The sequence below is a fragment of the Anaeromusa acidaminophila DSM 3853 genome, assembly GCF_000374545.1.
Taxonomy (GTDB): domain Bacteria; phylum Bacillota; class Negativicutes; order Anaeromusales; family Anaeromusaceae; genus Anaeromusa; species Anaeromusa acidaminophila.
On record NZ_KB894590.1, the window covers coordinates 26,675 to 50,691 of the forward strand.

Sequence of the window (24,017 nt, forward strand, 5' to 3'; positions counted from 1 at the left end):
CGCCTTCTTGCACGCCCTCCGGTTCTCAGCGCGACTCTTGTTCAATCGTCGAGCTTCGTTCCCATTTTCACCGAAACCGTTTCTTGTATGCTATAATTAAGAACAGATTTTAGGGACGAATGATGGGAGAGCAAAATGGGAACGATTCGGGTGCAGCAGCTAGGCAAAGCCTTTGGTATAGAGACGCTGTTTCAAAATGTATCTTTTGAAGTGCGGCGCGGTGATAAAATCGGCATTATTGGAGCCAATGGAGCTGGCAAAACCACGCTGTTTCGCTGCCTTTTAGGTACGGAGCAGCATGACAAAGGGCAGATTTCCTGGCCGGCCGGCGAAACCGTGGGGCATGTAGAGCAGCAGGGCGATTTTGGAGCGGTTACGCTGTATGAAGAACTGCGCCAGGCGTATGAGGATGTGCTGGCTTGCGGAGAAGAGATGCGGCGGTTGGAGAAGGAATTGGCCGGCGAAAAAGAACCGGAAGAGCTGGAACGGAAAATGGCGGCCTATGCCAGGGCAACAGAGCATTTTGAGCGTGGCGGCGGCTATGAGGTAGACGCAACCATCCGCAAAGTGGCCTTTGGTCTGGGCTTTACGGAAGATGATTTTGGGCGGGAGGCGGCTGCCTTTTCAGGCGGGCAGAAAACGCGTATTTTGTTGGCTCGGGCGCTTTTGCGGCAGCCTGACTTTTTGTTTTTGGACGAGCCGACAAACCATTTGGATATTGCCATGACGAAGTGGCTGGAGGAGTTTTTGCGCGGTTACGCCGGGGGCATGCTGATTATCTCCCATGACCGCTATTTCCTAGATCTCGTAGCTACGCGTATTTTGGAGCTGGAAAGCGGCACGGTCACCGCTTATGAAGGTAACTACAGCCGCTATTTGGAACAAAAAGCGCTGCGTATGGAGTCCTTGCAACGGGCCTATGAGAAACAGCAGACCGTTATTGCCCAGACGGAAGAATTCATTCGACGCTATAAGGCAGGGGTTAAATCAAAACAAGCTCGGGGGCGTGAGACACGTCTGGCTCGTATGGAACGCATTGTGCTGCCGGCTTCGCAAGCCCGCTTTGATCACTTTGCTTTTTCGCCGCCGGCGGAATGCGCCGAGCGGGTGCTGGAGTGCAAGAATGTGGCTACCGCCTATGGCAGCCGTACTATTTTTGAAAAGCTGTCTCTCTTAATTCGGCGCGGCGACGGTGTAGCGCTGGTAGGGCCGAATGGCGCGGGGAAGACAACTCTTTTGAAGCTGGTACTGGGCGAGCTAACGCCGCTACGGGGCGAAATTAAACTGGGAAATCGCGTTAAAGTGGGCTATTTTGCGCAGGAGCATGAGACTCTCTATGGGCCGCATCGCTTGCTGGATGAAATTATGAGCGAGTACCATTTGAGCGAAGAGCGCAGCCGAGGTTATTTGGGAGCGTTCTTGTTTCGCGGTGACGACGTGTATAAGCGTATTGACGACTTGAGCGGCGGTGAAAAGGCGAGACTGGCTTTTTTAAAGCTCATGTTGTCCGGGGCCAACTTTCTGGTGCTGGATGAACCGACGAACCATTTAGATATTCCGGCGCGTGAAGCGGTGGAAGAAGCGATTATGGCGTTTCCGGGCACCTTTTTAGTGGTATCTCATGACCGATATTTTCTCGATAAAGTAGCCAATTGCATTTTGGAGCTGGAAGACGGCGTATTGCGGGAATATGTGGGCAATTACAGCTACTATCAAGAGCAAAAAGAAGCAGCGCAGCAACTGCTGGCAGAGGAAGCGGCGGAACCGGCCGGCAAGCAGAGTGCTGCGCCAAAACCGGCGGTAACTCTCCCAAAAGAAGAACCGGCTCCTGTTGCGATGAGCGCTTCACGCCGCAAAGGCGACGCAGAACGTAAATTGCCTAAACTGGAGGAGCGTATTGCGGAGCTGGAAATGCTGTTAAAATGGAATGAACAGCAGCTATACTTGCCGGAAAATCTGGAGCAGCCGGAGGAAATGCAGCGCTTGGCCGAAGAAAGAGAAAAATTGGCGGCCCAATTGGATGAAGTCTATGCCCAGTGGCTGGAGCTGCAGGAAGAATAACGCTTAGAGGCAGGAAATTGGCTGTGTAAAGCGAAATAATATAGCAACTGTAAATGATGTAACAAAGAAAAACAGAGAAAACAGGGGAGACGCAGGAGAACGTAATTTTCTCCGCATTTCCTCTGTTTGCTCTGTTGCTCTGTGTTCAATGATACTAAGGAGTTTTTATGGAAGTCATCACCGGGACGGTGGATTCCGTCACCTATCAAAGTCCGGATGGCCGCTTTGCGGTGTTTCGCATGAAACTGGACGGGCGTACTGGCGCTTGCACCGTAACCGGTCAAATGTCGGCGCCGTTAGTGGGCGAGGCTGTGGAAGCGAGCGGCGAATGGGTGGAACATGCCCGTTTTGGTCGGCAGTTCAAGGTGGCGTCTTTGAAGCGCGTCGCGCCGACAAGCATCAAAGGAATTGAACGCTTTTTGGCTTCCGGCGTTGTTAAAGGTATTGGACCGGCTTTGGCCGCTCGGATGGTGCAGCGCTTTGGGGAGCGGACGCTAGACGTGTTAATGGCTTCGCCCAAAAAGCTGGCGGAAGTGGACGGGATTGGCAAGAAAAAAGCACAGGCCATACATGATGCCTATAGCGAGGTTTCCGAGCAGCGTGAACTGATGCTGTTTTTGGAAATGCACGGCGTTAGCGGCGCTTATGCAGCTAAAATTTTTTCTGTCTACGGTTCGCTTTCGCAGGAGATACTGCAAAACAACCCTTACCGCTTGGCGGCGGAAGTCGATGGCATTGGTTTTCGTACGGCAGACCAAATGGCCCAAGCTATGGGGCGGCCTAGGAACAGCGATGAACGCTTGGAAGCGGGGATTGAATACGCCTTGTCTCTTGTAGGACAAGCCGGACATTGCTGCATCCCGGAGGAAATGCTGCGCAGCGAATGCAGCAAGCTTTTAGGTGTGGATTCGCTGGAGGTGGGAGAATGCTTGCGGCGGCTTATTGCGGAAGACGTGCTTTGCAGCGAAGCTTGGGACGGTTTGACGTTGCTGTATCCCTGGTATCTGTACCATGCGGAAACCCGAGTGGCCCAGCGCTTTAAACAGCTTGCCTGCAGGGCGCGTGCGGGGCGATCTGCAAACTATGAAAGCCTTGTGGAACAGTGGGAAGATCAGGCTGGTTTAGAATTGGCGGAGGCGCAGCGGCAAGCCATGATGGCATCGCTACAGCACGGGGTTTTGATTTTGACCGGCGGACCTGGAACAGGCAAAACGACGGTAGTACGCGGTATGCTGGAGGTACTGGAAAAAGAAGGATTTAAGATTCTTCTCGGTGCGCCGACCGGCAGAGCGGCTAAGCGGCTGGCGGAAGCTACCGGCAAAGAGGCTTCTACGGTACACCGACTTTTGGAAGCTTCGGTGGACGGTTCCGGGGCGCAGGTCTTTTTGCGGGATGCCGACAGGCAGCTTGAAGCGGACGTGGTGATTTTGGACGAAGTGTCCATGATGGACATGCCCTTGACAGATAGTTTTCTACAGGCTGTACCCGATGGTTGCCGGGTTATCTTTGTAGGCGATGCGGATCAGCTGCCTTCGGTGGGGCCGGGCGCCGTTTTGAAGGATTTAATGCGTTCGGAGGCGGTACCGGTCGTGCGTCTTACTGAAGTGTATCGTCAGGCGCAAGGCGGAGGGATTGTGGAAAACGCTCACCGCATTAATGGCGGCTATACGCCGGACTGCCGCAGCAGCCGGGATTTTCAGTTTTATCCCTGCAGCAGCGATGAAATGACGGCGGAGATGGTGGTGCGCTTGTGTCAAGAGGAGCTGCCGGCTCAAGGATATGATATGCTGCGTGATATTCAAGTCTTATCGCCGATGCACCGACTTGCTTGCGGCGTGGAAAATCTCAACAAGCTGTTACAGCAGGCGGTTAATCCTCCGGGACCAGGCAAGGGAGAATTGAATTTGCCTTATCAAGTGCTCCGCTTGGGAGATAAAGTTATGCAGATTCGTAATAATTATGAAAAAGGCGTCTTTAACGGTGATATCGGCCAAATTTGCGAACTGGCAGACGGCAAAGTGACGGTGCGTTACCCGGAGCAAAAGGTAGTCTATGAGGCCGGTGAAGGGGATCAGCTTCTTTTGGCTTATGCGATGAGCGTACACAAAAGCCAGGGCAGTGAATACCCGGTGGTCATTTTGCCTCTTGTGCCAGGACATCACCGCATGCTGCAGCGCAATCTTTTCTATACGGCTATTACCAGAGCGAAAGAGAAAGTCATTCTTCTTGGCAGCCAAGCGGCAATTAATACGGCCGTAGGCAATGATCGGACGAAGAAGAGGTATTCCTTGTTGGCGGAGCGCTTAAAAGGCGAAACATGCTAGAGCAGGAGCTAATCATTTATTCACATCTCATGCGAAAGCGACTTGCTTAGTGCTTTTACTAAACTGTATGGTTTAATGCATTGGTTTTTCCTCAAAGGAGGCGTGTTTTCTTGTTGGGGACGTTAGTCAAAGCCTGTCTAGACCTGGTGTATCCTCCTAAATGCCCTGGTTGCGGCAAAGCGGTGGCGGAACATGGGCAATGGTGTCCTTTATGTTTAGGACCGGTGCTCTCCCTCAAAGCTTTGTCTCCTGCGTTGCATCGATTGAAGCACTTGGCAGGTTGTTTCATTGTTTGTCAGTACAGCGGCGCGGTGCGCCATTTGTTGCAGGATATTAAATTCCATGGCGAGGATAATAAACAAGCCGCTTTAGCTTGGCTTTTAACGCAGGCGGCAGGAACGGTACGCTTTGCAGGTATAGATGCGGTGGTTCCAGTGCCGTTGCATCCGAAGCGGCGGCGAGAACGAGGCTATAACCAAACCGAATTACTGTTTTCCTCTTGGAGTCGCAAACAAGGATTTTTATGGCTTCCTGATGTGCTGCTTCGGGAGAGGGAGACGCTGCCGCAATGGGAGTTGCCGTCGAATGAGAGAAGAAAAAATATTCGCGGCGCGTTTCGGGTACAAAAAAGCAACTTAATCCAAGGGAAAAGGATTCTCTTAGTGGATGATATCTTTACAACTGGCGCTACGATGGATGAATGTGCTAAAACGCTCTTAGCGGTGGGAGCTGAAAAAGTGGAAGGACTGGCTTTAGCCAGTAGTTCTAGAGGCTGAGTAGTCGGACAGAGAGTATCTTTCGCTTGGGCTTTCTTGACTTTTGTGTTAAAATATAAGCTAAGACAAAAATGGGGGTGTAGGTAGTGAGCACAGCCTTGATGATTATTGATGCAATCATCTGCGTAGCCTTGATTGCCAGCGTGGTAATGCAATCAGGAAAAAGCGCAGGGTTATCCGGCTCCATCGGCGGCGGCGCTGAGAGCCTTTTTGGCGGCAGAGCGAGAGGGTTGGACCAGTTTTTAGCGAGAGCGACAATGATATTAGGTATTCTTTTTGGTTTGGTAACTATGGCTTTATCCGTTATCATGCGGTAAGAATCGGCTGGTTATTCGAGCCATTGCTCGCCAATCAGCACATTCTGAGATCATTAACTCCCGGCATTTTGTCGGGGGTTTTTCATTCTTTGCAAAGGAGGAGTGTTGTTTATGGGCGGCATGGCGGTAATCCGAGGCTGTGCGGTAGAAGAACTGCGGCCGGGCATGAGGCTAGTGGCGCCGGTGACAGATGGCTGCGGCCGTATGATCCTGAAACCGGGAACCGAGCTGAATCGCAGGGTTATTGAAATTCTTGGACGGCTGCATATCGGGCCTGTAGATGTTGTGGAGTGGCGCGAAGAAGGGATGGCGCCGCCCCGACGGGCCGTTGTATCTGAAATTGTGGAGAGGGAGTCTTCTTGGCATCCTGGCCCTTTCTGCAGCATTGTTGATCCGTTATGGGATTTGTTTCGTGAGCATTATGAAGGATGGATGGTGCGGCTGACGAGGCAGTTTGCCAATTTGCAGGCGGAAAGCAATGAAGCAAAAGAAGAAGTCCTTTGGAATGAAATTGAGGCGGTCGTATCCGAAATTGCGGACTTATCATTGCTGGCAGTGCAAGTGCTGCCTTGTATTCATTTTATGTCTCGCCAGGAAGAGTATTTAGTGCATCATTCTCTAAATGTCTCTTTATTGGCGGCGATGATGGCTCGCTTACTGGATTGGAATGAACAAGAAGTAAATGAAGTGGCCCTGTCTGCGTTGCTTCATGACGTAGGAAAATTGCAAGTTCCGGAAGAAATTTTACATAAAACAGAATCGCTGACTCCAATGGAAATGCGAACTGTACAAGGGCATGCCGTTTTAGGGTTTCGCTTGCTGCAGGAAGCTGGCGTGTTTCCGTTGCCTGTTTTAGCTGGCGTTTTGCAGCATCATGAGCGCTTAGACGGCAGCGGTTATCCTATTTCGGTGGGGCAAGCTAAAATGCATGCATATTCCCGCGTTTTGGCTATTGCTGATATGTATGATGCGATGACATCTAAAAAAATGTATGGAAAACAGCACAATCCTTTTACGGCAGCGAGGGAACTGAGGCGCGATATGTCGCGTGACCGTCTGGACGTTCCAGCGACGCGGGCTTTATTGACTCAAATACATCAATTTTTAGTAGGCCAAAAAGTGCGTTTGGACAATGGCAGTGAAGGCTGGTTGACTCAATGGGATGAAAGCTGCGGAGAAAATGCAGTGGTAATGGACAAACGAGGGCGTACTTATTTGTTGAATGATCGGTGCGGTATGGCTATTCAAACCATTGTACAGCCGCGTAGAAAAGAGATGTTGGGGGACTAAAGTCTTACTAATGCTGGTTGTCTTTAAATTCCAATGTTAAAGAATCCTCCTTTTGGAGGATTCTTTTTTTTGTTGCAAACTGGTATAATTTTTTTAAATTATCTATATTTTTGCGAGTTATCTTCAGAAACTCTATAAATTTAGGCAAGACGCTTGAAATCAGTAATGCCTCCAGGAGGGGACATGGTATGAATCAGGAAGCACAAGGTATGTCTTGCTCGGTGCAGCAATTGCGGCCGGGCATGTGTTTGGCTGGACCTGCGAAAAACAGTAAAGGCGCGATTGTAATGCAAGGCGGGACCGTGCTGGATGAACGGGCGATTGCTTTGTTGCAGCGGCTGTCCTTATCTGCGATTGATGTGGTGCGGACCGATAAAAATACTTTTGTTATAGGAGAAATGCAGGAAACAGACGAGTTGCCAGCTTCGGTAAACGCTGAGGAAGCGTGGAAGACGATAGGCGCGTACTGTCCGTTGGTTAGTCCTGTACAAACCTTATTTAAGCAGCGCTACAACGTTCTTTCCGAAGAAATGAAGAAAATATGGGCGGCTATACGGTTGCGCAGTCCTGTGGATTGGCCGATTCTCTGGCGGGTGTCGGATGAAATTGCCGATTTATGTCTAGTGCGGGCTGAAGTTTTGCCGTTGCTTCATTTTGAAAAAAAAGAGGAAACACTCATTAACAATCACTTGTTGAGTGTTGCTTTCTTGACGGCGATGATTATGCGGGCGCAAGGAAATATTGGCGAGAAAGATATTCGCGAAGCCGTTTTCGCGGCATTGCTCCATGATGTAGGGAAATTTCACTTGCCTCTGCGCATTATGGATAAAAAAGGGACGTTAACCTTTGAAGAAGAGCGCATTATGCGGACGCATCCGCTTGTGGCTTATCGATATTTGCAAGAAACATGCAAAGAGACGCCATTGCCGCTGCCTGTGCTTATGGGAGTGCTGCAACACCATGAGCGCCCGGACGGACAGGGATATCCGATGCGGGTGGGCAGCATGAAAACACATCCGTATGCTAAAGTGCTGGCGTTAGCAGATGCGTATGAAAGCCGAACCAGCCGCAGGCAGCCGGATGGTTCAGAGGTCAGCCCTTTTGGAGCGGCTAGAGAGCTGTATAAACAGGTATATGGAGCCGAATTTGAGGTAATGGCTGGCAGAGCGCTTCTTAAGGAAATTCATTTTTTCTTATTGGGGCAAAAAGTAGAGCTTTCGAATGGAAAAACAGGCTGGGTTGTGCAGTGGGATGAAGAATGCGGCGAAAATATGTTGGTTAGCGGTGAAAAGGGTGAATTTTACCGCATTAATGACCGCAGTGGCATTGAAGTGAAAAAAGTGATTAAAACATAAAAAGATGCCCGGAAGCCAGCGCAAGCTGCTTCCGGCTTTTTTATCAGAATTTATCTGATAGTTTTCCAGAACAGAATTCGTTACACTGAAACCATTCATTGTTGAAACATAGGGAGGAACTAGGATGTTAAAGCCGTTTCGTTCACTGCAGGGAAAATTATCGTTGGCCCTGCTGGCCATTGTCTTGATACCGCTTTTTATACTGGCGGCTGTTTTGGATCGGACCGTTAAGGAACAGACCCAAAGCGATTTTTTGCAAAGTACGACTCGCGAGGTCATGCAAGTAGACAACGCGGTGAACTTATTTTTTGAAGGACAAAAGGAAAATGTCCGTTTGCTGGCGCAATGGCCCTTGGCTCGCCGCAGCGGCGCTAGCGTCACACGCTATATGGAAAAGCAAGGAGGTCCGGATGGCATGGTACCTATGGACCCCTTCGCTACAGGGGGGTATGAAGCGGAGCTGTACCAGCAATTTGTACAGTTTTCCAAAAGCCATCCGAAGGTGAACACGATTTCTTTCGGTCTCTCAGATGGCGGCTATTTGCAGTGGCCGGCTATTCCGCGGAAAACAGGATATGATTCGCGCAGCCGCGATTGGTACAAAGAGAGCTTGAAGCAAAAGGACGCTTGGGTATCAGATCCCTTTATGACGAGCAAAGGCGTGCCTACGATTGGTATTTTTACGGCTGTGACGGATGAACAAGGGCAGTTCCGCGGCGTGATGGGCGTGAATGTAGATTTGCCGGTAGTGACAAAGCTGATTCAGGACATCAAAATTGGTGAAACTGGTTATGTGGTACTCTTGGATAGTAAAGGAACGATTATTGCCCATCCTCGTAATCCGGAATTGAATTTTAAAAAGCTGGCGGATTTGAAGGATTCTTCCTTGAGTACATTAGCTGGCATTGCAGAGGGGCAAGTTTCCTTAGAACTCAATGGTGTGGAGCATGTTGCGAACGTAGTGACTTCCCAACAATCCGGCTGGAAATATGTTGTGCTGGTAGAAGCGGCGCAGCTGAATGAGAGCGCCTCCCATGTGCGTAGTGCGCTGCTGCTTGTGCTTGGCGTTACTATTCTTCTGGTTTTGGGGCTATCCTTCTTGCTGGCGCGTCGCTTTGCTGCGCCTTTAACAAATGCAGCGAACTTACTGGGACAACTGGGACAGGGGGATTTTTCGCAAAAAGTTGAACCTGCATATTTGAACTATAGCGATGAAAGCGGCGTTTTATTTCAGTCGTTGGAGAATATGCGCCAAGAAGTGGGCGCTTTGGTTGCCGGCGCTAGGAATGTAGCCGGTGATGTGGAAAACCGCTCGCGCCAATTGGATGCCAACGCTGCTTCGGCGGCGCAGTCCGTAGAGGAAGTGGCGGCGTCAGTACAGGAAATTGCCACTGTTTCCGCTTCGCAAGCGAAAGAGCTGGAGCAGGGCGTGGCCCGGATGCATGATATGGCTGGGCATGTGCAGCATGCAGGCAACCGTTTGCAGGATGTGCGGCAAGCCTATGAGATGATTCGCCGCTTCAGTAAGGATCTAAATGAAATTGTGGGCGTGCTGAATCAGCAGATGAACGAAGAGCGGCAGGCCGTGGAAGGCGTTGATGCGGTAGTCCAGCGTGTTGACCAGGAAAATCGTCGCATTGCTTCCTTCACTGAAGCGATCGAGGGGATTGCCGAGCAGACCAATCTATTGGCGCTTAACGCTTCCATTGAGGCGGCTAGAGCGGGCGAACATGGTCGCGGGTTTGCCGTAGTGGCGGAAGAAGTACGCAAGCTGGCGGAGGAGAGCAGCAAGGCAGCTGGCGAAATACGGCAGGTAATCGGTCAGGTTCAAGAAGCTTCACACCAGGCGGTGGCGGAAATCAAGCGAGCCTGCGATGTTACGGAACGGCAGCAGGAGGCGGTGCGGAGCACGGATGCTATGTTCCAGGAAATTACGCAAGCCGTCGAGGAGATGCAGGGCGTTTTGAATGCTATGGAAGAGCGTTTTGGATCAATGCTTCATGAGACGGAAGAGGTAGTGGGCAGCTTTAGTTCCTTGTCCGCTGGCGCGGAGGAGACTTCCGCTATTACTGGACAACTGGCTTCGACCATGGATGGACAGGCCCAGGCAGTCCAATCAGTGCAAACCGAAGCCAAGCAATTACTGCAAGCAGTGGAAGATTTGCGGCAAGGAATTGCTAAATTTCGTGTATAAAACATAAGCTATTAACGGAAGAGCGCCGCTGCAAGCGGTGCTCTTCTTGCGTCTCAATGGTATAATTAAGAAATAAGCAGGGAAGGGGACGGGCAATGGCGATTTTACACGGTGCAGAGCCGTTTTTGCTGCCAGGAGGAGAAAAAGGAGTTTTGCTGCTGCATGGCTTTACCGGTTCGCCGGCGGAGATGCGCCTTTTGGGCGAAGCGTTGCATCAAGAAGGGTATACAGTGCTGGCGCCGAGACTGCCTGGGCACGGAACAACGGTGGAAGAAATGGCGGAAACTCGCTGGCCGCTCTGGTATGGAGGAGCTGAAGACGGTTATTGGCTGCTTCGTTCCTTGTGTTCAGAAGTAGCTGTAGTGGGACTTTCCATGGGGGGATTGCTGGCATTGGCGTTAAGCGCGCAACTGCCGGTATGGAAGACAGTATCGTTAAGCGCCCCCATTGATTTGTATGATAAAAGAGCTCATTATGTAGATATGTTTCGTCTCTTTCGCACCTATGCGCCTAAAAAACGGCGTCGCTTTGCGGATGTAGACGATTGCTATACCGTAGCCTATGAGTCGACTCCGTTGGCATGCGTAAAAAGCCTATTACAACTGATTCGCCATGTGCAGCGGCTGCTACCGCAGGTGCAGGCGCCTTTGCTGGTGATGCAGGGCCGCCGCGAGCACACAGTGCGGCCGCGGAGCGCGCTGCATATTTACGAACAGTCCGGTAGTTTGCAAAAGGAATTGGTCTGGCTGGAGAAATCGGGTCATTTGGTGACCTTGGATATAGAACGGGAGCTGGTCTTTGCGCAAGTGAAAGCGTTTTTGACGGCTCCCTAAGAAGAATGACGGGAGGGCTAGAAAATGGCGGAAATGAAAGAAGATCCTAATCAGTGGTGCTTCGCTTGCGGTTCTTTGAATCCAATTGGCTTGAAGCTGCACTTTGAAGAAGATACGGCCGACGGCGTGTATCGCAGCCGTTTCACGGCGGGACCGGAACATCAAAGCTACAACGGCGTTATGCATGGCGGGCTTGTAAGCACACTGTTGGATGAGATCATGGGGCGGTATTACTATGCCAAAGGAAAGCAGGCTGTTACGGCTAAGCTGGAGGTTCGCTTTCGCGCGCCGACGCCGATCGGCCAAGAACTGCTGATTGAAGGAAGAGTTGTGGGTCAACGAGGGAACATGGCGGAAATGACTGCGCAAATCCGCTTGGCTGACGGCTCGGTTACGGCGGAAGGGAAGGCCCTGGTGGCGATTCTTGGTGATCTGTCATGAGCCGCCTGGAAGAGCTTGTACTGTCATTTATGCAAGAAGAAGCTTATCGGCCCTTGAGCGCAGAGGAATTAGCGGAAAAACTGCGTTTGAAGGGTAACGATCTGGCTGAATTTTGGGAGGTCTTGGCAGAATTAGAAGAACGAGCGGTGATCGTTAAAACTCGCTATGAGCGGTATGGCTTGCCGGAAAAAATGAACCTTGTTGTCGGACGTTTGGCAATGACTAATAAGGGCTTTGGTTTTGTTATTCCCGAAGTGCGCCTGCATCCGGAGGAAAGCGATGTATTTATTGCTCCTGATGATATGGGGACAGCTATGCACAACGATCGAGTAATCGCGCGTGTGCATTCCCGGCGGCCGGTACAGGGACGTTCGAGGGAAGGGGAAATCATTCGCATTGTGGGCCGGGCGAATTTGCAGATGGTAGGTCTCTTCGAAGCCGGGCGCAATTACGGTTTTGTCAGACCCGATGATGTGCGTTTGGGCCAGGACGTATTTATTCCCAAAGAGTTCTTTGGCGGCGCCGCCAGCGGCAGCAAAGTCGTTGTAGAGATTACTAGCTGGCCAGAGCGAAAACGCAGCGCCGAAGGAAAGATTATTGAAGAACTGGGACGCCCAGGAGATCCAGGCTTGGAAGTCTTGTCTATTTTGCGGCGGCATCAGCTTTCTTCCGATTTTGATGCGCCAGTGCTGGCGGAAGCCGACGCCGTGCCGGAAACCGTACAGGAAGAGGAATTGTCGGAACGGCGTGATCTGCGGCATTTGCCCATCATTACGATTGACGGCGAGGATGCCAAGGACTTAGATGATGCGGTTTATGTAGAGGCAATGGCTGATGGAATGTACCGTCTAGGTGTTTATATCGCCGACGTGAGCCATTACGTAAGGGAAGGAAGCCGTCTTGATGTGGAAGCGCGGCAACGCGGTACGAGTGTCTATTTGGTGGACCGAGTGCTCCCCATGCTGCCGCAGCGCCTATCCAACGGCATTTGCAGCTTAAACGCCCAGGTGGACCGGTTGGTCATGTCTTGTGAAATGGAAATTGATTCCTCTGGGCGGGTTCGGCAATATGAAGTATTCCCGGCCGTAATTCGAGTTGCGGAGCGTTTTTCTTATACAGTAGTGAGGAAAATGCTTGTCGAGGGCCTGGAGTCGGTGGAAGAACGGTATCATTCGCATTTGCCGCATCTGAAAAAAATGGAGCAGCTTTGCCACATTTTGCGCGAACGGCGTATGCGCCGCGGCGCTGTGGATTTTGATTTTCCAGAGCTCAAAGTAAAGCTGGATGCTGAGGGGCGGCCTTTGGAAATTGTCCGGCGTGTTCGGACCATTGCCGAGTCGGTTATCGAAGAATTTATGCTGGTAGCGAACGAAACGGTAGCGGAACACATGCATCGTCAGAAGCTGCCGTTCTTGTTTAGAGTCCATGAGAATCCGGATCCGGAAAAATTGCTGAAGTTGGATTTGTTGCTGAATAACTTTGGCGAACAATTGCGGCGGACGCAAGGGGAAGTGCGCCCTGAGGCGCTGCAGAGGATTCTAACGCGCATTGCCGGGCGGCCAGAGGAAAAAATAGTCAGTACCGTTATGCTGCGCTCTTTAAAACAAGCGCGGTATGAAGCGGAAAACTTGGGGCATTTTGGTCTGGCGGCGCCGTATTACACACACTTTACTTCGCCGATTCGACGCTATCCGGATTTAATCGTGCACCGCATGCTGCGAGAGTGGCTGCAAAAAGGCTTTAAGGGAAAACGAAGGGAAAAACTAGAAAAAGAGCTGCCTGAAATTGCGCTGCACAGTTCGCAACGAGAAAGGGCGGCGGCGGAAGCGGAACGAGAAACCGTGCAGTTGAAGCTGGTGGAATATATGGAACGCTTCATTGGCGAAGAATTTGCCGGCGTGATCAGCAGTGTAACGGCCTTCGGCTTTTTTGTAGAGCTGGATAACGGTGTGGAAGGGCTTGTGCATATTTCTACGCTGGATGACGATTATTATCAATTTATTGAAGAACGTTACAGTCTGTTGGGGGAACGGACGCGTCGCCTCTTCCAATTGGGGCAGCCTGTGACGATCCGGGTGGCTCGCGTGAATTCGCTAGAGCGAAATATTGATTTTCAACTGGTTGCCGGCGGGGAAAAGCAGCCTAAAGGCGTTGGGGACGAGAAAAGGGCGCGCCCGGTTGTTGCAAAAAAACAGAATGCGCCGCATAAGCCGAAACATCAGGCAGGTAAGGATGTTGTTGGGGGAAAACGCGGCAAACCATCGGACCGGGTTAAAAGCAAGAGGAGGAAAAAACAATGAGTCAAAATGGGGCGGGAATAAAGATTGTCTCGGAAAATCGCAAAGCCCGCCACGATTATCATATACATGAGACGTTTGAAGCGGGAATTGTCTTGACCGGTACGGAAGTTAAGTCATTGCGCGCCGGTAAGGCTAATTTAAAAGATAGCTATGCTCGTATTGAAAATGGTGAAGTATTTTTGCAACAAATGCATATTAGCCCCTATGATCAGGGGAATCGTTTCAATCACGATCCGTTGCGGCCGCGCAAGCTGCTGCTGCATCGCCAGGAAATTAATCGTCTTTTGGGGAAAACCAGGGAAAAAGGCTTTTCGTTGGTACCCTTGAAAATATACTTTGCTCGAGGGAAAGCCAAAGTAGAGTTGGCCTTGGCCAGTGGTAAAAAGCTATATGATAAACGACAGGATTTGGCGGAACGCGACGCAAAGCGCGACATGGAACGGGCGCTGCGTGACCGGCAAAAAGAGTAGAAGGACCGCTTTAGCGGTCCTTTTTTCCTTTAACAAGACACTATTTTACCAATTGAACTGTGCGAGATATATGTATCAATGATTTTGAGGTTTCCAGTAGTTTTTTTGCTTAAACGGGGCGTAAAAGCAAGGCAGGGAAAATTTAATAGTCGACGAATATAAAACAAAAGTATATTTATATATTTTTAAATAATCGGAATTGCTTAGGGCGATAACAGGCAGCAAGCTTGTTTTTTATGATTACTCGGTTTGCTAAGGAAAGGAGCCAGACTTGGGAATGCAATTTGAAGACCTGGTGGTAGAGACTATTGAAGCGATTTCGTGCGTAATGCGGCAGGCTGTACGAGAACATCGACAAAAAGCGGAAGCAGGGACGGATCTTTGTGCGCTGACCTTGACGCAGTTACATTACCTGCATGCCGTACGGGAGCTGGGGCGGCCTACTTTCCGTGATCTTGCAGAGAAATTTCAGGTAAAAAAATCGACAGTAACGGCGATTGTGCAAAAATTGGTGCTTAAGGGATATGTCTACAAATGTCAGTCTCAAGAAGACTTGCGGGTATATCATATTCATTTAGCGCCAAAAGGAGAGCAGCTAATTCATCTGGAGGATGAAGGATATCGCTATTTTGCTAAACAGCTTACAGCCTGTTTGGACGAAACGGAACGAAAACAATTTGCGATGATGCTGCAAAAAATACATAATAGGGCGCATGAAAACCGGAAATGATGGGAGGCTGGGTGGAATGCGCATGCATGTTCCCTTGGATTCATTAGAGCGTTGGAAAGAGTATCTAGGTAATTCAGCGCAGTGGGAATGTTCCCAAGAGTTGCGACTGATGGCGCAGTTGTGGTGGCAGAGTGAGAATTTACCTGCTTACGTTCTTGCTATGGCGGCCACGCAGCCTCGGTTGCAAGGCCTGAAAAAACTTTTCGCCTTTCCCGAGTATCGCTTGCCCTTGCCAAAGGGAGGCGTACCGTCGAGCAGCGATTTGTATGTACTGGCTTGCAATCAGCAAAGAGAGCTGGTTGTAATGATGTTGGAAGCGACGGCTTGTAATGCAATGGGGCCGTCTGTGCAAGAGTGGCTGCGTCTAAAGGGAAAACCAATGACTGTAGAGAGAGAAGACGCTCCTAAGACGGAAGATGACTCGCGGACGCAATTTTTATCGGCGCAATTGGGCCTGGTGGGACAGAGTATTGTCCATGTAAAATACCAGTTTCTATATCGTACGGCATTGGCGCTCTTAGAAGCGGAGCGAGTTGGCGCAAGGCAGGCCGTAGTTTGGTTTCATTGTTCTGAAGAGGGCAGCTTGCAAGAGTATAGAAAATTCGTAGCCCTTTATGGAGTGGAGGGAGAAGCTGATACCCTTTGCGGACCGGTAGAGGTTCGCGGCGTGGAGCTTTTTTTTGCGTGGGTTTTTCTTCGCGATTGTCAGGAGTAACGGGCTCAAAGAGTCCAAGAAGATAAATATGAGCCTCAGGAAGGGGCGCGCGGCGTTGGGTTTTTCTTCAATGAGTTTGGGGAATGCGGACGGTTGTGGAACGAGGTGGGCTTATGCGAATTTTGATTGTAGATGATGATTTACTGATACGTACGATGTTGACGGATTATCTGCAGGGGAAAGGGCATACTGTATGGAAATGCGCTTCCGGTGAGGAAGCGCTGGCTTTGTTTCATCAAAATCGCTTTGACTTGGTCTTTACAGACCTGTGTATGCCTGGCATGTCGGGCTTGGAATTATTAGAGTGTTTAAAAGAAGAACCCGGACGTGATGAATTTGAAGTGGTCATGTGTACTGCTTTTGGCGATGTACAATCAGCGGTGGCTGCTTTGCGCGCCGGAGCGTATGATTATTTGCAAAAGCCGCTGCAATTGGATGAAGTTGCGTTGCAGATAAGCCGTATGGAAGAGCACTTGGCCTTGCGTCGGGAAAATAAACTTTTGACTGAGCGTTTCAGTGAATGCGTTGAAGCGGAAATTAAAGAAGCGCGTGATGAATTGTCTCGCTTGCGTACGGAGTTAGGCTATGGAGGGGTGACTGAAATTGTTGTGGCCTCGCCAGCGATGAAGCAAGCCGTAGAATGGGCGCAACGGTTTCATTCGGATCGCAGCGTCCCCGTGTTGATTGAAGGCGAAACTGGGACAGGTAAAGAGATTTTGGCGCGGATTGTGCATCATGGATCGGATTGTCATGGACAGCCTTTTATTGATGTGAATTGTGCGGCCTTAAACGCCAACATGTTTGAAAGCGAACTATTTGGTTATGAAGCCGGCGCCTTTACCGGCGGACTGCGAACCGGCAAGAAAGGTAAGCTGGATTTAGCCCAGGGCGGCACCTTGTTTTTGGATGAAATCGGCGAATTGCCGTTAGAACTGCAGGCGAAACTGCTGCGTGTGTTGCAGGAGCATGAGTTTTACCGTGTAGGGGGATTAAAAAAGATAAAATGCGATGTGCGTCTTATCTGCGCTACAAACCGAAACTTACAGGATATGGCGGACAGCGGTGAATTTCGGAGAGATTTGTACTATCGGCTGCATGTAGGTCGCATTTTGATTCCGCCGTTACGCGAGCGGGTAGAGGATATTGTGCCTCTGTTTGAATCGTTTTTACAGCAAAAAGCGGGCGGTAAATACCAGTTGACTGATTCGGCCAAACAATATTTGCGTTGCTATTCTTGGCCGGGCAATGTACGGGAGCTGCGTAATGTAGTGGAGCGGGTTACTCTATTTTTGCCGCCGGGACGGATTGCTCTGAAAGATTTGCCTTTGGGAGTTTCGGAAAAAGAGCCAGTGATGCAATGTTTGTTGAATCCTTATGATTTTGTACTGCCGGAAGAAGGCTTTGACTTAGACGATTTTATGCGGCGTATCATTGAAAGCGTAGTGAAACGGTTCGACGGCAATAAAACGGCTGCGGCTCAATACATGGGTTTGACACGCCGGGCCATTTATAGTCGCTTATATTCTAAACGACAACAAGAAGGTGAAGAGTAGTCAATGACTCATAGTGTACTTATGCGTACAGTCAAACGATAATTTGTACCGGGATGTACGAAATGGTGCGCTAACTAGACCGAAAGGCCTGGAATCAGGCCTTTTTCTTTTGGCATGGCTTTTGCTATTAATAACAATGAAAGCAAAACAGACATGAAGGGGTGGGGTCGTTGATGCAGTACGAAGCTTACGAAACACAACCGATGGTGAAATGGGCGCAGGAAGTATTGCGATCCGGGCAGCGTATTTTGGAACTGGCGGAGAAGATGCAGAATAATGGCATGGGCATGCAAGCATTAAGTATTGAAGTGATTTCTTGTCATAGTCAAGCAGTAGAATGTTTTTCCGGTTCGCGCAGAGATTTGGCAAGTCGGGTTATGCAAGCGGTCGATGATATTGATTATTTTGTGCGAGAATCGCAATCGTGCCCAATTGGTACCAGACAAATATTGCGCGCCGTTTTTTTGGTGGGCTTTTATGGCTATTTAGCGGAAGGAAATCGCAAGGCGTTGTTGCGCAAATGCCTTTGGGCTAAACAATTACGCAGAGGCATGTGCAGTGAAGAGCAAGCTACATACTTGCAGGACCCTATGGAACGTTGTGGAGACTAATATTTGCTAATTTAGAAGAAGCGTTCTTTTTGGTACACTGCAATTTGCCTTCAATTTTCAAGGTTGATTATGCTGGAATGTTGAAGTATAAACAGTAAAAGGAATTGATTTCAACGGTGTTGGTGATTTTTTACGCCACGAGGCTTCTTTTAGCAGGCAGGGGATTGGAAAGTAGAGCAGAATTTAATAGCAGAAGGCTGCCGGTGGCAGGAAAAGCTTTCCGTTAGTTGTCTGTAGAAGGGGGCTTAGAGTTATGGATTTACAACAGGCTTTGCAGGTGATTAGCGCCTTAGCCAGAGACGTTGGAATGATGCAAAAGGAGTTTTTAGGGCGTCGCGACTTGTTGGTGCAGACAAAGAGCACCGAGATTGACTTGGTGACCGAAGTGGACCTGCGTTCCGAGACAATGATTTTGGAAACGCTGCGACGTGAATTTCCTTCTTGCGCCATTATGTCGGAAGAATCGGGAGCAAGCGGCCCGGATTCGGAATATTGCTGGGTTGTTGACCCATTGGACGGTACTACGAATTATGCCCAGGGGCTGCCTATTTTTGCTGTTTCCATTGCATTGCAGCATAAACAAGAAAGCATATTGGGCGTTGTGTATGCGCCGATGCTGGATCAGCTTTTTACGGCTGTAAAAGGGGACGGCGCCAGAAAAAACGGCGTTCTTCTTCAGGTTTCTGATAAGCCATCATTGGAGTCTTGCGTATTGGCGACAGGCTTTCCTTATGATGTGGCTACGCATCCCTTGAATAATCTGGACTATTTTAATTCCTTACTTCTTAAAACCAGGGCGGTGCGGCGGTTTGGAGCGGCAGCTTATGATTTAGCCTGTGTAGCGGAAGGTTCTTTTGACGGTTATTGGGAAATGAATTTGTCCCCATGGGATGCAGCGGCAGGTGTTTTATTGGTGACAGAGGCCGGGGGCGTGGTACGTTCATTTCGGAATGACCGGAAGATTTCACTGGTGGCGGCATCTCCCCGAGTCTACGAGTGGATAGCGGCGGAGTTGCAGCAAATTGACGCAGGAAGTTGAAAACGCTTAGCAAGGATGACGTTTTACAACAAGAAAAAAATAAGTTACAATATAAAAAGAGCGTTTAAAGGCGCTCTTTTCTTTAATACATATGGTTAACTTCGTGCGAAAAAAGGTTAACAAGGATGGTGGAGTTCATGAAAGAAAGTCTGGTAGAACAACAAGATAAGCGGTATGTATGGCATCCGTTTACACAGATGCAAGGATGGCTGGAAAATCAACAGACCGTAATTTGCGAAGCGAAAGGCATAAAGCTGACAGATACAGAGGGGCGCAGCTACTATGACGGAGTGTCTTCCTTATGGGTAAATATTCATGGACATCAGCGACGCGAAATTGACGAAGCCATTATTGCGCAGCTAGGTAAAGTAGCTCATAGTACGGCCTTGGGTTTGGCTAATATTCCGGCTTCGGAACTGGCGGAGCAGTTGGTGACCTTGGCGCCGGAAGGTTTGGAAAAGGTTTTCTATTCGGATGACGGCTCTACAGCGGTTGAAGTGGCTTTGAAAATGTCATTTCAGTACTGGCGGCATCAAGGGATGCCGAAAAAAGAAAAATTTGTAGCTTTAGCGCAAGCATATCATGGAGATACTATTGGCGCAGTGAGTGTTGGCGGTGTTGATCTTTTTCATCGGACGTTTCAACCGCTTCTATTTTCAACGCTGCAGGCGCCGTCTCCATCTTGCTATCATTGCAGCCACGACGCAACCACTTGTAAAAGACAGTGTTTACAGGAGATGGAGGCTCTTTTAGCGGCGCATCATCAAGAAATCGCCGCTGTAATCGTGGAACCGCTAGTACAGGCGGCTGCAGGAATGCTGATGTCGCCTCCAGGCTATTTGGCCGCAGTACGGCAGTTGACGAAAAAATATAACGTTCATCTTATCGCCGATGAAGTGGCTACCGGCTTTGGCCGCACCGGAAAAATGTTCGCCTGCGAGCATGAAGGAGTCAGTCCTGATTTTATGGCTCTTTCTAAAGGAATTACCGGGGGCTATGTCCCTTTGGCGGCTACCCTTACCACGCAGGAAATTTTTGATGCTTTCTTGGGAGATATGGAGTCAAAGCGTACATTTTATCACGGGCATTCTTATACGGCCAACCAGTTGGCTTGTGCTGCAGCACTGGGAAGTCTGAAAATATTCCGTGACGATAAGGTGATTGCAGGCTTAGAGAAAAAAATAGCCTGTGTAGCCGAGGCGCTTAAGAGTATTGCATTGTTGGAGCATGTAGGAGACGCAAGGCAACGCGGTCTGATTGTCGGAATTGAACTTATGCAGGATGCGAATTCCCAAACCCCCTATCCTTGGGGCGAAACTATGGGGGCCAGGGTTTGTTTGAAGGCCCGCGAGTACGGGTTGTTTATCCGCCCTGTGGGAGATGTGGTGGTCTTTATGCCGCCGCTGGTCAGTAAGGAAGAGGAACTTTTGGACATGTTGTCGTTATTGGGCAAAGCGATTGTAGCGGTGACGGAAGAAGGCGCTGTTGTAGAAGGCGGAGGCGGCGCTCACTTTTAGACGAATGAAACAGGACTGTGCTGGTTTGCGGCACAGTCCTGTTTTTTTGTCGGTATGCCCAAAAATAAACAAAAAAGGAAACACCTTGCAGGGATTTGCGGTTTAAGCAAGAATAAAATAAAAAATATAATTTAGAACATTACAAATAAGAATAAATAAACTGCATAAAAATTAAATAATAATAAAATAGAGCCGTATTTATTAGAACATGATACAGTATATAAGCTATATTTTTTCAAAATAATGTATAGAGAGGAGTAAAACAAACTTATGCTAGCAATGGAATTTTTAGTCATTCTAGCCTGCCTGCTTGTTGGGACTCGTTTTGGAGGTATGGGCCTGGGCCTAATCAGCGGCATCGGACTTTTTGTTCTTTCTTTTGGTTTTGGGTTACAGCCTGGTAAACCTCCCGTGGATGTTATTCTTACTATTTTGGCGGTGATTAGCTGTGCTTCGGTGTTGCAAACTGCAGGAGGGCTAAATGTCATGATGCAGTTCGCCGAACGCTTGCTGCGTCGTCACCCTCAGTATGTCACGATTTTGGCGCCTTTGACAACTTGGACGTTGACTGTTCTCTGCGGTACTGGCCATGTGGTATATACGATGTTCCCTATTATTTACGATATCGCTCTTAAAAAAGGGATTCGTCCTGAACGGCCAATGGCGGTTGCTTCTGTGGCTTCGCAGATGGGCATTTGCGCGTCTCCGGTGTCGGTGGCGGTAGTGTCCATGGTTTCTATTTTTGCTGCCTCCCATGGCGTAGGGCAGAGCATTGGCATTATCCAGCTCTTGTCAGTCGCTATGCCTTCTTCACTGGCTGGCGTGCTGATTGCGGCGCTGTGGAGCTTGCGTCGCGGCAAGGATTTGGATAAAGACGAGGAGTTTCAAGCCAAGCTTAAGGATCCGGAGCAGAAAGAATATATTTACGGCGGCTCCGAAACCTTGTTGGATAAAGTATTTCCGAAAGAAGCCTATTGGGCTACTTGGATCTTTTTCTCCGCGATTGTGGTAGTAGTTGCCTTAGGCGCTATTCCAGAGCTGCGTCCTGCTTTTGGCGCTCCTGGAAAAATGAAGCCGATGTCGATGAACTTGGTCATCCAGATGCTGATGCTGATTGCTGGCGCCGTTATTTTGATGGCCTGCAAGGTGAATACTCGCGAAATTGCCAATGGCGCTGTTTTCAAAGCAGGCATGACGGCGATTATTTCCGTATTTGGCGTAGCGTGGATGAGCGATACCTTTTTTGAATCCCATTTTACGCTGCTGAAAAATGCATTGGCTGGCGTAGTGGCTACGCAGCCCTGGATGTATGCCATTGTTCTTTTCTTGGTGTCCAAGCTGGTTAACAGCCAGGGAGCCGCCTTGGCGGCCATTGCGCCCATGGGCATCAGCCTGGGAGTCGATCCCAAAATAATGGTGGCCTTTTTCTCCGCTGCTTACGGCTACTTTGTTTTGCCGACCTATCCTAGCGATTTGGCTTGTATCGGCTTTGACCGCTCCGGCACGACAAGAATCGGTAAGTTTATCATCAATCACAGCTTTATCATCCCCGGTTTGATTGGCGTGGGAACTGGTTGTGCTGTGGGTTATGTGTTATCAAAGATTCTTCTGTAAATATGCTTCGGCAATGAAGCCGGGCTTGACGAGGAAACTTGTCAGGCTCGGCTTGTTTTCTTGAAATTTTCTGAATTGTTATGTATAATGAGACCACGTAAGAAAGCAAAGGAGTGAATAGTATGGCGAACAATGCACCAAGCTGTCCTGCTGACGGAAGCTGCGAACGGAATCTTAAATATTTATATTTGGCGGCGGCCTTTGCCTTACTGGGGGTTATTTTGGCGGTTCCGACGCCGGATGGTTTAACCGTGGCCGGACACCGTATGCTGGGCATCCTGGTATTTTCCGTTGTGATCTGGATGTCGGAGGCGGTTTCGTATCCGACGAGCGCCGCCGTAATTATGTCGCTGATGGCCTTTTTGGTTGGTCTGGCGCCTAACGTGGCCAGTCCGGATAAGCTGCTAGGAACAAGCAAGGCCTTAGAAATGGCGCTAGCCGGTTTTAACAACAGCGCTTTGGCGTTGGTGGGAGGCGCTTTGTTCTTGGCGGCGGCTATGACGAAAACCGGCTTGGACCGACGCATTGCGCTGGTAGTTCTCTCCAAAATCGGCGCTAAAACGAACCGGGTTTTGGCCGGGGTTATTTTGGTAGGCTTTTTTCTTAGCTTTTTTGTGCCAAGTACGACGGCGCGAGTTTCATGTATGGTGCCGATCGTTATGGGCATCATCTTGGCTTTTGGCGTAGAAAAGAAAAGTCGTTTTGCAGCGATTTTGATGATTGCTACGGCGCAGGCGGATAGCATCTGGAACGTAGGCATCAAGACGGCTGCCGCGCAAAACATGATTGCTTTGGGATTCATTGAAAAACAGTTGGGTGTGTACATTAGTTGGCTGGATTGGTTTATTGCCGCGGCTCCCTTTGCGATCATCATGTCCGTGGTTCTTTATTTTCTTTTGCTAAAAATGATGCCGCCGGAAACAGAGGAAATTGCCGGCGGCAAGGAAACGATTCGGAAGGCTTTGCAGGAACTGGGGCCGATGAAAGGGGAAGAAAAGAAGCTTTTTGGTATTTCTTTGATTCTACTTTGTTTGTGGGCGACAGAAAAAGTGCTCCATCCTTTTGATACTTCTTCTACTACCATTGCAGCTATTACCATTATGCTGCTGCCGGGAGTGGGGATTATGACCTGGCAAGAAGCGCAGAGCAAAATTCCTTGGGGAACGCTGCTGCTTTTTGGCATTGGTATTAGCTTGGGTTCCGCTTTGCTCTCGACGAAAGCGGCAGCGTGGTTGGCCAAAATGATTGTGGGTTGGTTTGGCTTGCAGATAATGCCGGCATTAATTGTTTTTGCCGTGCTGGCGGCGTTTTTGATTATTATCCACTTGGGTTTTGCCAGCGCCACGGCTCTGGCGGCAGCCATGATTCCTATTGTAATCTCCATTCTTCAGGGTATGCCGCCGTCGAGCGGCATTAATGTGGTCGGCATGACCATGCTGCTGCAGTATGTGATTAGCTTTGGCTTTATCTTGCCTGTTAATGCGCCGCAGAACATGGTGGCTTATGCGACGGAGACCTTTGAGGTGCGTGATTTTATTCGTACTGGCGTGCCTCTTTGTATCATTGCTTATCTGACGACAATGCTCTTGGCCAGTACGTATTGGAAATGGCTGGGCCTTGTATAAAAACAGTTCGAAAGGAGTGCGAAGATGAGTCAGGAATTGAATGAAGAACTTCTTGATAAGTTGACTAAGGTTTGCTTGTGTAAAGGGATTTCAAGGGCTATCATGAAAAAAGCTATTCGCGGCGGCGCTAAAACGGTAGCGGAAGTGCAAAAAGCTACAGGCGCTGGCAGCGGCTCTTGCGGAGGGAAGCGCTGTACGCCTAAAATCGAAGCGCTCTTGGCGGAGGCGGAGGAACAATAAAAGAAGCCGTGC

Annotated in this window: 20 protein-coding genes; all 20 read left to right on the plus strand. The window is 49.5% G+C overall.

The window, feature by feature from the left end:
• Positions 1-135: 135 nt before the first annotated feature.
• The 20 genes from C508_RS0107915 to C508_RS0108015 all read left to right on the plus strand — a co-directional run bounded on the left by C508_RS0107915 (position 136) and on the right by C508_RS0108015 (position 24,005).
• On the plus strand, positions 136-2,061 hold the full coding sequence (locus tag C508_RS0107915) for an ABC-F family ATP-binding cassette domain-containing protein (protein WP_018703014.1): 1,926 nt from the start codon (positions 136-138) through the stop codon (positions 2,059-2,061).
• 167 nt (positions 2,062-2,228) lie between these two features.
• Entirely contained in the window at positions 2,229-4,385 is a 2,157-nt protein-coding gene (recD2, locus tag C508_RS0107920; protein WP_018703015.1) for an SF1B family DNA helicase RecD2, read from the plus strand.
• A gap of 110 nt (positions 4,386-4,495) precedes the next feature.
• The gene (locus C508_RS0107925; protein ID WP_018703016.1) at positions 4,496-5,161 is read left to right on the plus strand and encodes a ComF family protein; all 666 of its coding nucleotides are present in this window, start codon (positions 4,496-4,498) and stop codon (positions 5,159-5,161) included.
• Positions 5,162-5,247: 86 nt separating this feature from the next.
• Positions 5,248-5,478, plus strand: a complete 231-nt coding sequence (gene secG / locus C508_RS0107930; RefSeq protein WP_018703017.1) for a preprotein translocase subunit SecG — start codon at positions 5,248-5,250, stop codon at positions 5,476-5,478.
• A gap of 111 nt (positions 5,479-5,589) precedes the next feature.
• Positions 5,590-6,768, plus strand: coding sequence for an HD-GYP domain-containing protein (locus C508_RS0107935; protein WP_018703018.1), 1,179 nt, complete (start codon positions 5,590-5,592; stop codon positions 6,766-6,768).
• Between the two features lie 188 nt (positions 6,769-6,956).
• On the plus strand, positions 6,957-8,123 hold the full coding sequence (locus tag C508_RS0107945; RefSeq protein WP_018703020.1) for an HD-GYP domain-containing protein: 1,167 nt from the start codon (positions 6,957-6,959) through the stop codon (positions 8,121-8,123).
• A 124-nt stretch (positions 8,124-8,247) separates the two neighbouring features.
• Complete coding sequence (locus C508_RS0107950) at positions 8,248-10,317, plus strand: methyl-accepting chemotaxis protein (protein ID WP_018703021.1); 2,070 nt, start codon at positions 8,248-8,250, stop codon at positions 10,315-10,317.
• A gap of 95 nt (positions 10,318-10,412) precedes the next feature.
• Positions 10,413-11,150, plus strand: coding sequence for an alpha/beta hydrolase (locus tag C508_RS0107955; RefSeq protein ID WP_018703022.1), 738 nt, complete (start codon positions 10,413-10,415; stop codon positions 11,148-11,150).
• 24 nt (positions 11,151-11,174) lie between these two features.
• Positions 11,175-11,591 (plus strand): PaaI family thioesterase, encoded by a 417-nt coding sequence (locus C508_RS0107960; RefSeq protein ID WP_018703023.1) that lies wholly within the window; start codon positions 11,175-11,177, stop codon positions 11,589-11,591.
• Complete coding sequence (rnr, locus tag C508_RS18140) at positions 11,588-13,891, plus strand: ribonuclease R (protein ID WP_018703024.1); 2,304 nt, start codon at positions 11,588-11,590, stop codon at positions 13,889-13,891. Before C508_RS0107960 ends, rnr begins: the two co-directional genes overlap by 4 nt.
• Positions 13,888-14,361 carry an SsrA-binding protein SmpB gene (gene smpB, locus C508_RS0107970; protein ID WP_018703025.1) on the plus strand — a complete coding sequence of 158 codons (474 nt, stop codon included), beginning with the start codon at positions 13,888-13,890 and terminating at the stop codon, positions 14,359-14,361. Before rnr ends, smpB begins: the two co-directional genes overlap by 4 nt.
• Before the next feature lie 277 nt (positions 14,362-14,638).
• The gene (locus C508_RS0107975; RefSeq protein ID WP_018703026.1) at positions 14,639-15,091 is read left to right on the plus strand and encodes a MarR family winged helix-turn-helix transcriptional regulator; all 453 of its coding nucleotides are present in this window, start codon (positions 14,639-14,641) and stop codon (positions 15,089-15,091) included.
• Between the two features lie 16 nt (positions 15,092-15,107).
• Complete coding sequence (locus C508_RS0107980; RefSeq protein ID WP_018703027.1) at positions 15,108-15,806, plus strand: DUF6946 family protein; 699 nt, start codon at positions 15,108-15,110, stop codon at positions 15,804-15,806.
• Between the two features lie 113 nt (positions 15,807-15,919).
• Positions 15,920-17,359: a sigma-54-dependent transcriptional regulator gene (locus tag C508_RS0107985; RefSeq protein WP_018703028.1), complete on the plus strand. Its 1,440-nt coding sequence runs from the start codon at positions 15,920-15,922 to the stop codon at positions 17,357-17,359.
• Positions 17,360-17,529: 170 nt separating this feature from the next.
• Positions 17,530-17,970 (plus strand): hypothetical protein, encoded by a 441-nt coding sequence (locus C508_RS0107990; protein WP_156817598.1) that lies wholly within the window; start codon positions 17,530-17,532, stop codon positions 17,968-17,970.
• A gap of 253 nt (positions 17,971-18,223) precedes the next feature.
• Positions 18,224-19,009, plus strand: a complete 786-nt coding sequence (locus tag C508_RS18145) for an inositol monophosphatase family protein (protein ID WP_018703030.1) — start codon at positions 18,224-18,226, stop codon at positions 19,007-19,009.
• Between the two features lie 137 nt (positions 19,010-19,146).
• A complete protein-coding gene (gene bioA, locus C508_RS0108000) occupies positions 19,147-20,526 on the plus strand; it encodes an adenosylmethionine--8-amino-7-oxononanoate transaminase (protein ID WP_018703031.1) in 1,380 nt (459 codons plus the stop codon).
• Positions 20,527-20,796: 270 nt separating this feature from the next.
• On the plus strand, positions 20,797-22,140 hold the full coding sequence (locus C508_RS0108005; RefSeq protein ID WP_018703032.1) for an anaerobic C4-dicarboxylate transporter: 1,344 nt from the start codon (positions 20,797-20,799) through the stop codon (positions 22,138-22,140).
• A 122-nt stretch (positions 22,141-22,262) separates the two neighbouring features.
• Complete coding sequence (locus C508_RS0108010) at positions 22,263-23,765, plus strand: DASS family sodium-coupled anion symporter (protein ID WP_018703033.1); 1,503 nt, start codon at positions 22,263-22,265, stop codon at positions 23,763-23,765.
• 24 nt (positions 23,766-23,789) lie between these two features.
• Complete coding sequence (locus tag C508_RS0108015) at positions 23,790-24,005, plus strand: (2Fe-2S)-binding protein (protein WP_018703034.1); 216 nt, start codon at positions 23,790-23,792, stop codon at positions 24,003-24,005.
• Positions 24,006-24,017 lie beyond the last annotated feature (12 nt).

What these genes read in the sequence shown, in the direction of transcription:
- C508_RS0107915 (WP_018703014.1), top strand. Translation starts at nt 136, where the DNA reads ATGGGAACGATTCGGGTGCAGCAGCTAGGCAAAGCCTTTGGTATAGAG.
- recD2 (WP_018703015.1), top strand. Translation starts at nt 2,229, where the DNA reads ATGGAAGTCATCACCGGGACGGTGGATTCCGTCACCTATCAAAGTCCG.
- C508_RS0107935 (WP_018703018.1), top strand. Translation starts at nt 5,590, where the DNA reads ATGGGCGGCATGGCGGTAATCCGAGGCTGTGCGGTAGAAGAACTGCGG.
- C508_RS0107945 (WP_018703020.1), top strand. Translation starts at nt 6,957, where the DNA reads ATGAATCAGGAAGCACAAGGTATGTCTTGCTCGGTGCAGCAATTGCGG.
- C508_RS0107950 (WP_018703021.1), top strand. Translation starts at nt 8,248, where the DNA reads ATGTTAAAGCCGTTTCGTTCACTGCAGGGAAAATTATCGTTGGCCCTG.
- C508_RS0107955 (WP_018703022.1), top strand. Translation starts at nt 10,413, where the DNA reads ATGGCGATTTTACACGGTGCAGAGCCGTTTTTGCTGCCAGGAGGAGAA.
- C508_RS0107960 (WP_018703023.1), top strand. Translation starts at nt 11,175, where the DNA reads ATGGCGGAAATGAAAGAAGATCCTAATCAGTGGTGCTTCGCTTGCGGT.
- rnr (WP_018703024.1), top strand. Translation starts at nt 11,588, where the DNA reads ATGAGCCGCCTGGAAGAGCTTGTACTGTCATTTATGCAAGAAGAAGCT.
- smpB (WP_018703025.1), top strand. Translation starts at nt 13,888, where the DNA reads ATGAGTCAAAATGGGGCGGGAATAAAGATTGTCTCGGAAAATCGCAAA.
- C508_RS0107975 (WP_018703026.1), top strand. Translation starts at nt 14,639, where the DNA reads ATGCAATTTGAAGACCTGGTGGTAGAGACTATTGAAGCGATTTCGTGC.
- C508_RS0107980 (WP_018703027.1), top strand. Translation starts at nt 15,108, where the DNA reads ATGCGCATGCATGTTCCCTTGGATTCATTAGAGCGTTGGAAAGAGTAT.
- C508_RS0107985 (WP_018703028.1), top strand. Translation starts at nt 15,920, where the DNA reads ATGCGAATTTTGATTGTAGATGATGATTTACTGATACGTACGATGTTG.
- C508_RS18145 (WP_018703030.1), top strand. Translation starts at nt 18,224, where the DNA reads ATGGATTTACAACAGGCTTTGCAGGTGATTAGCGCCTTAGCCAGAGAC.
- bioA (WP_018703031.1), top strand. Translation starts at nt 19,147, where the DNA reads ATGAAAGAAAGTCTGGTAGAACAACAAGATAAGCGGTATGTATGGCAT.
- C508_RS0108005 (WP_018703032.1), top strand. Translation starts at nt 20,797, where the DNA reads ATGCTAGCAATGGAATTTTTAGTCATTCTAGCCTGCCTGCTTGTTGGG.
- C508_RS0108010 (WP_018703033.1), top strand. Translation starts at nt 22,263, where the DNA reads ATGGCGAACAATGCACCAAGCTGTCCTGCTGACGGAAGCTGCGAACGG.
- C508_RS0108015 (WP_018703034.1), top strand. Translation starts at nt 23,790, where the DNA reads ATGAGTCAGGAATTGAATGAAGAACTTCTTGATAAGTTGACTAAGGTT.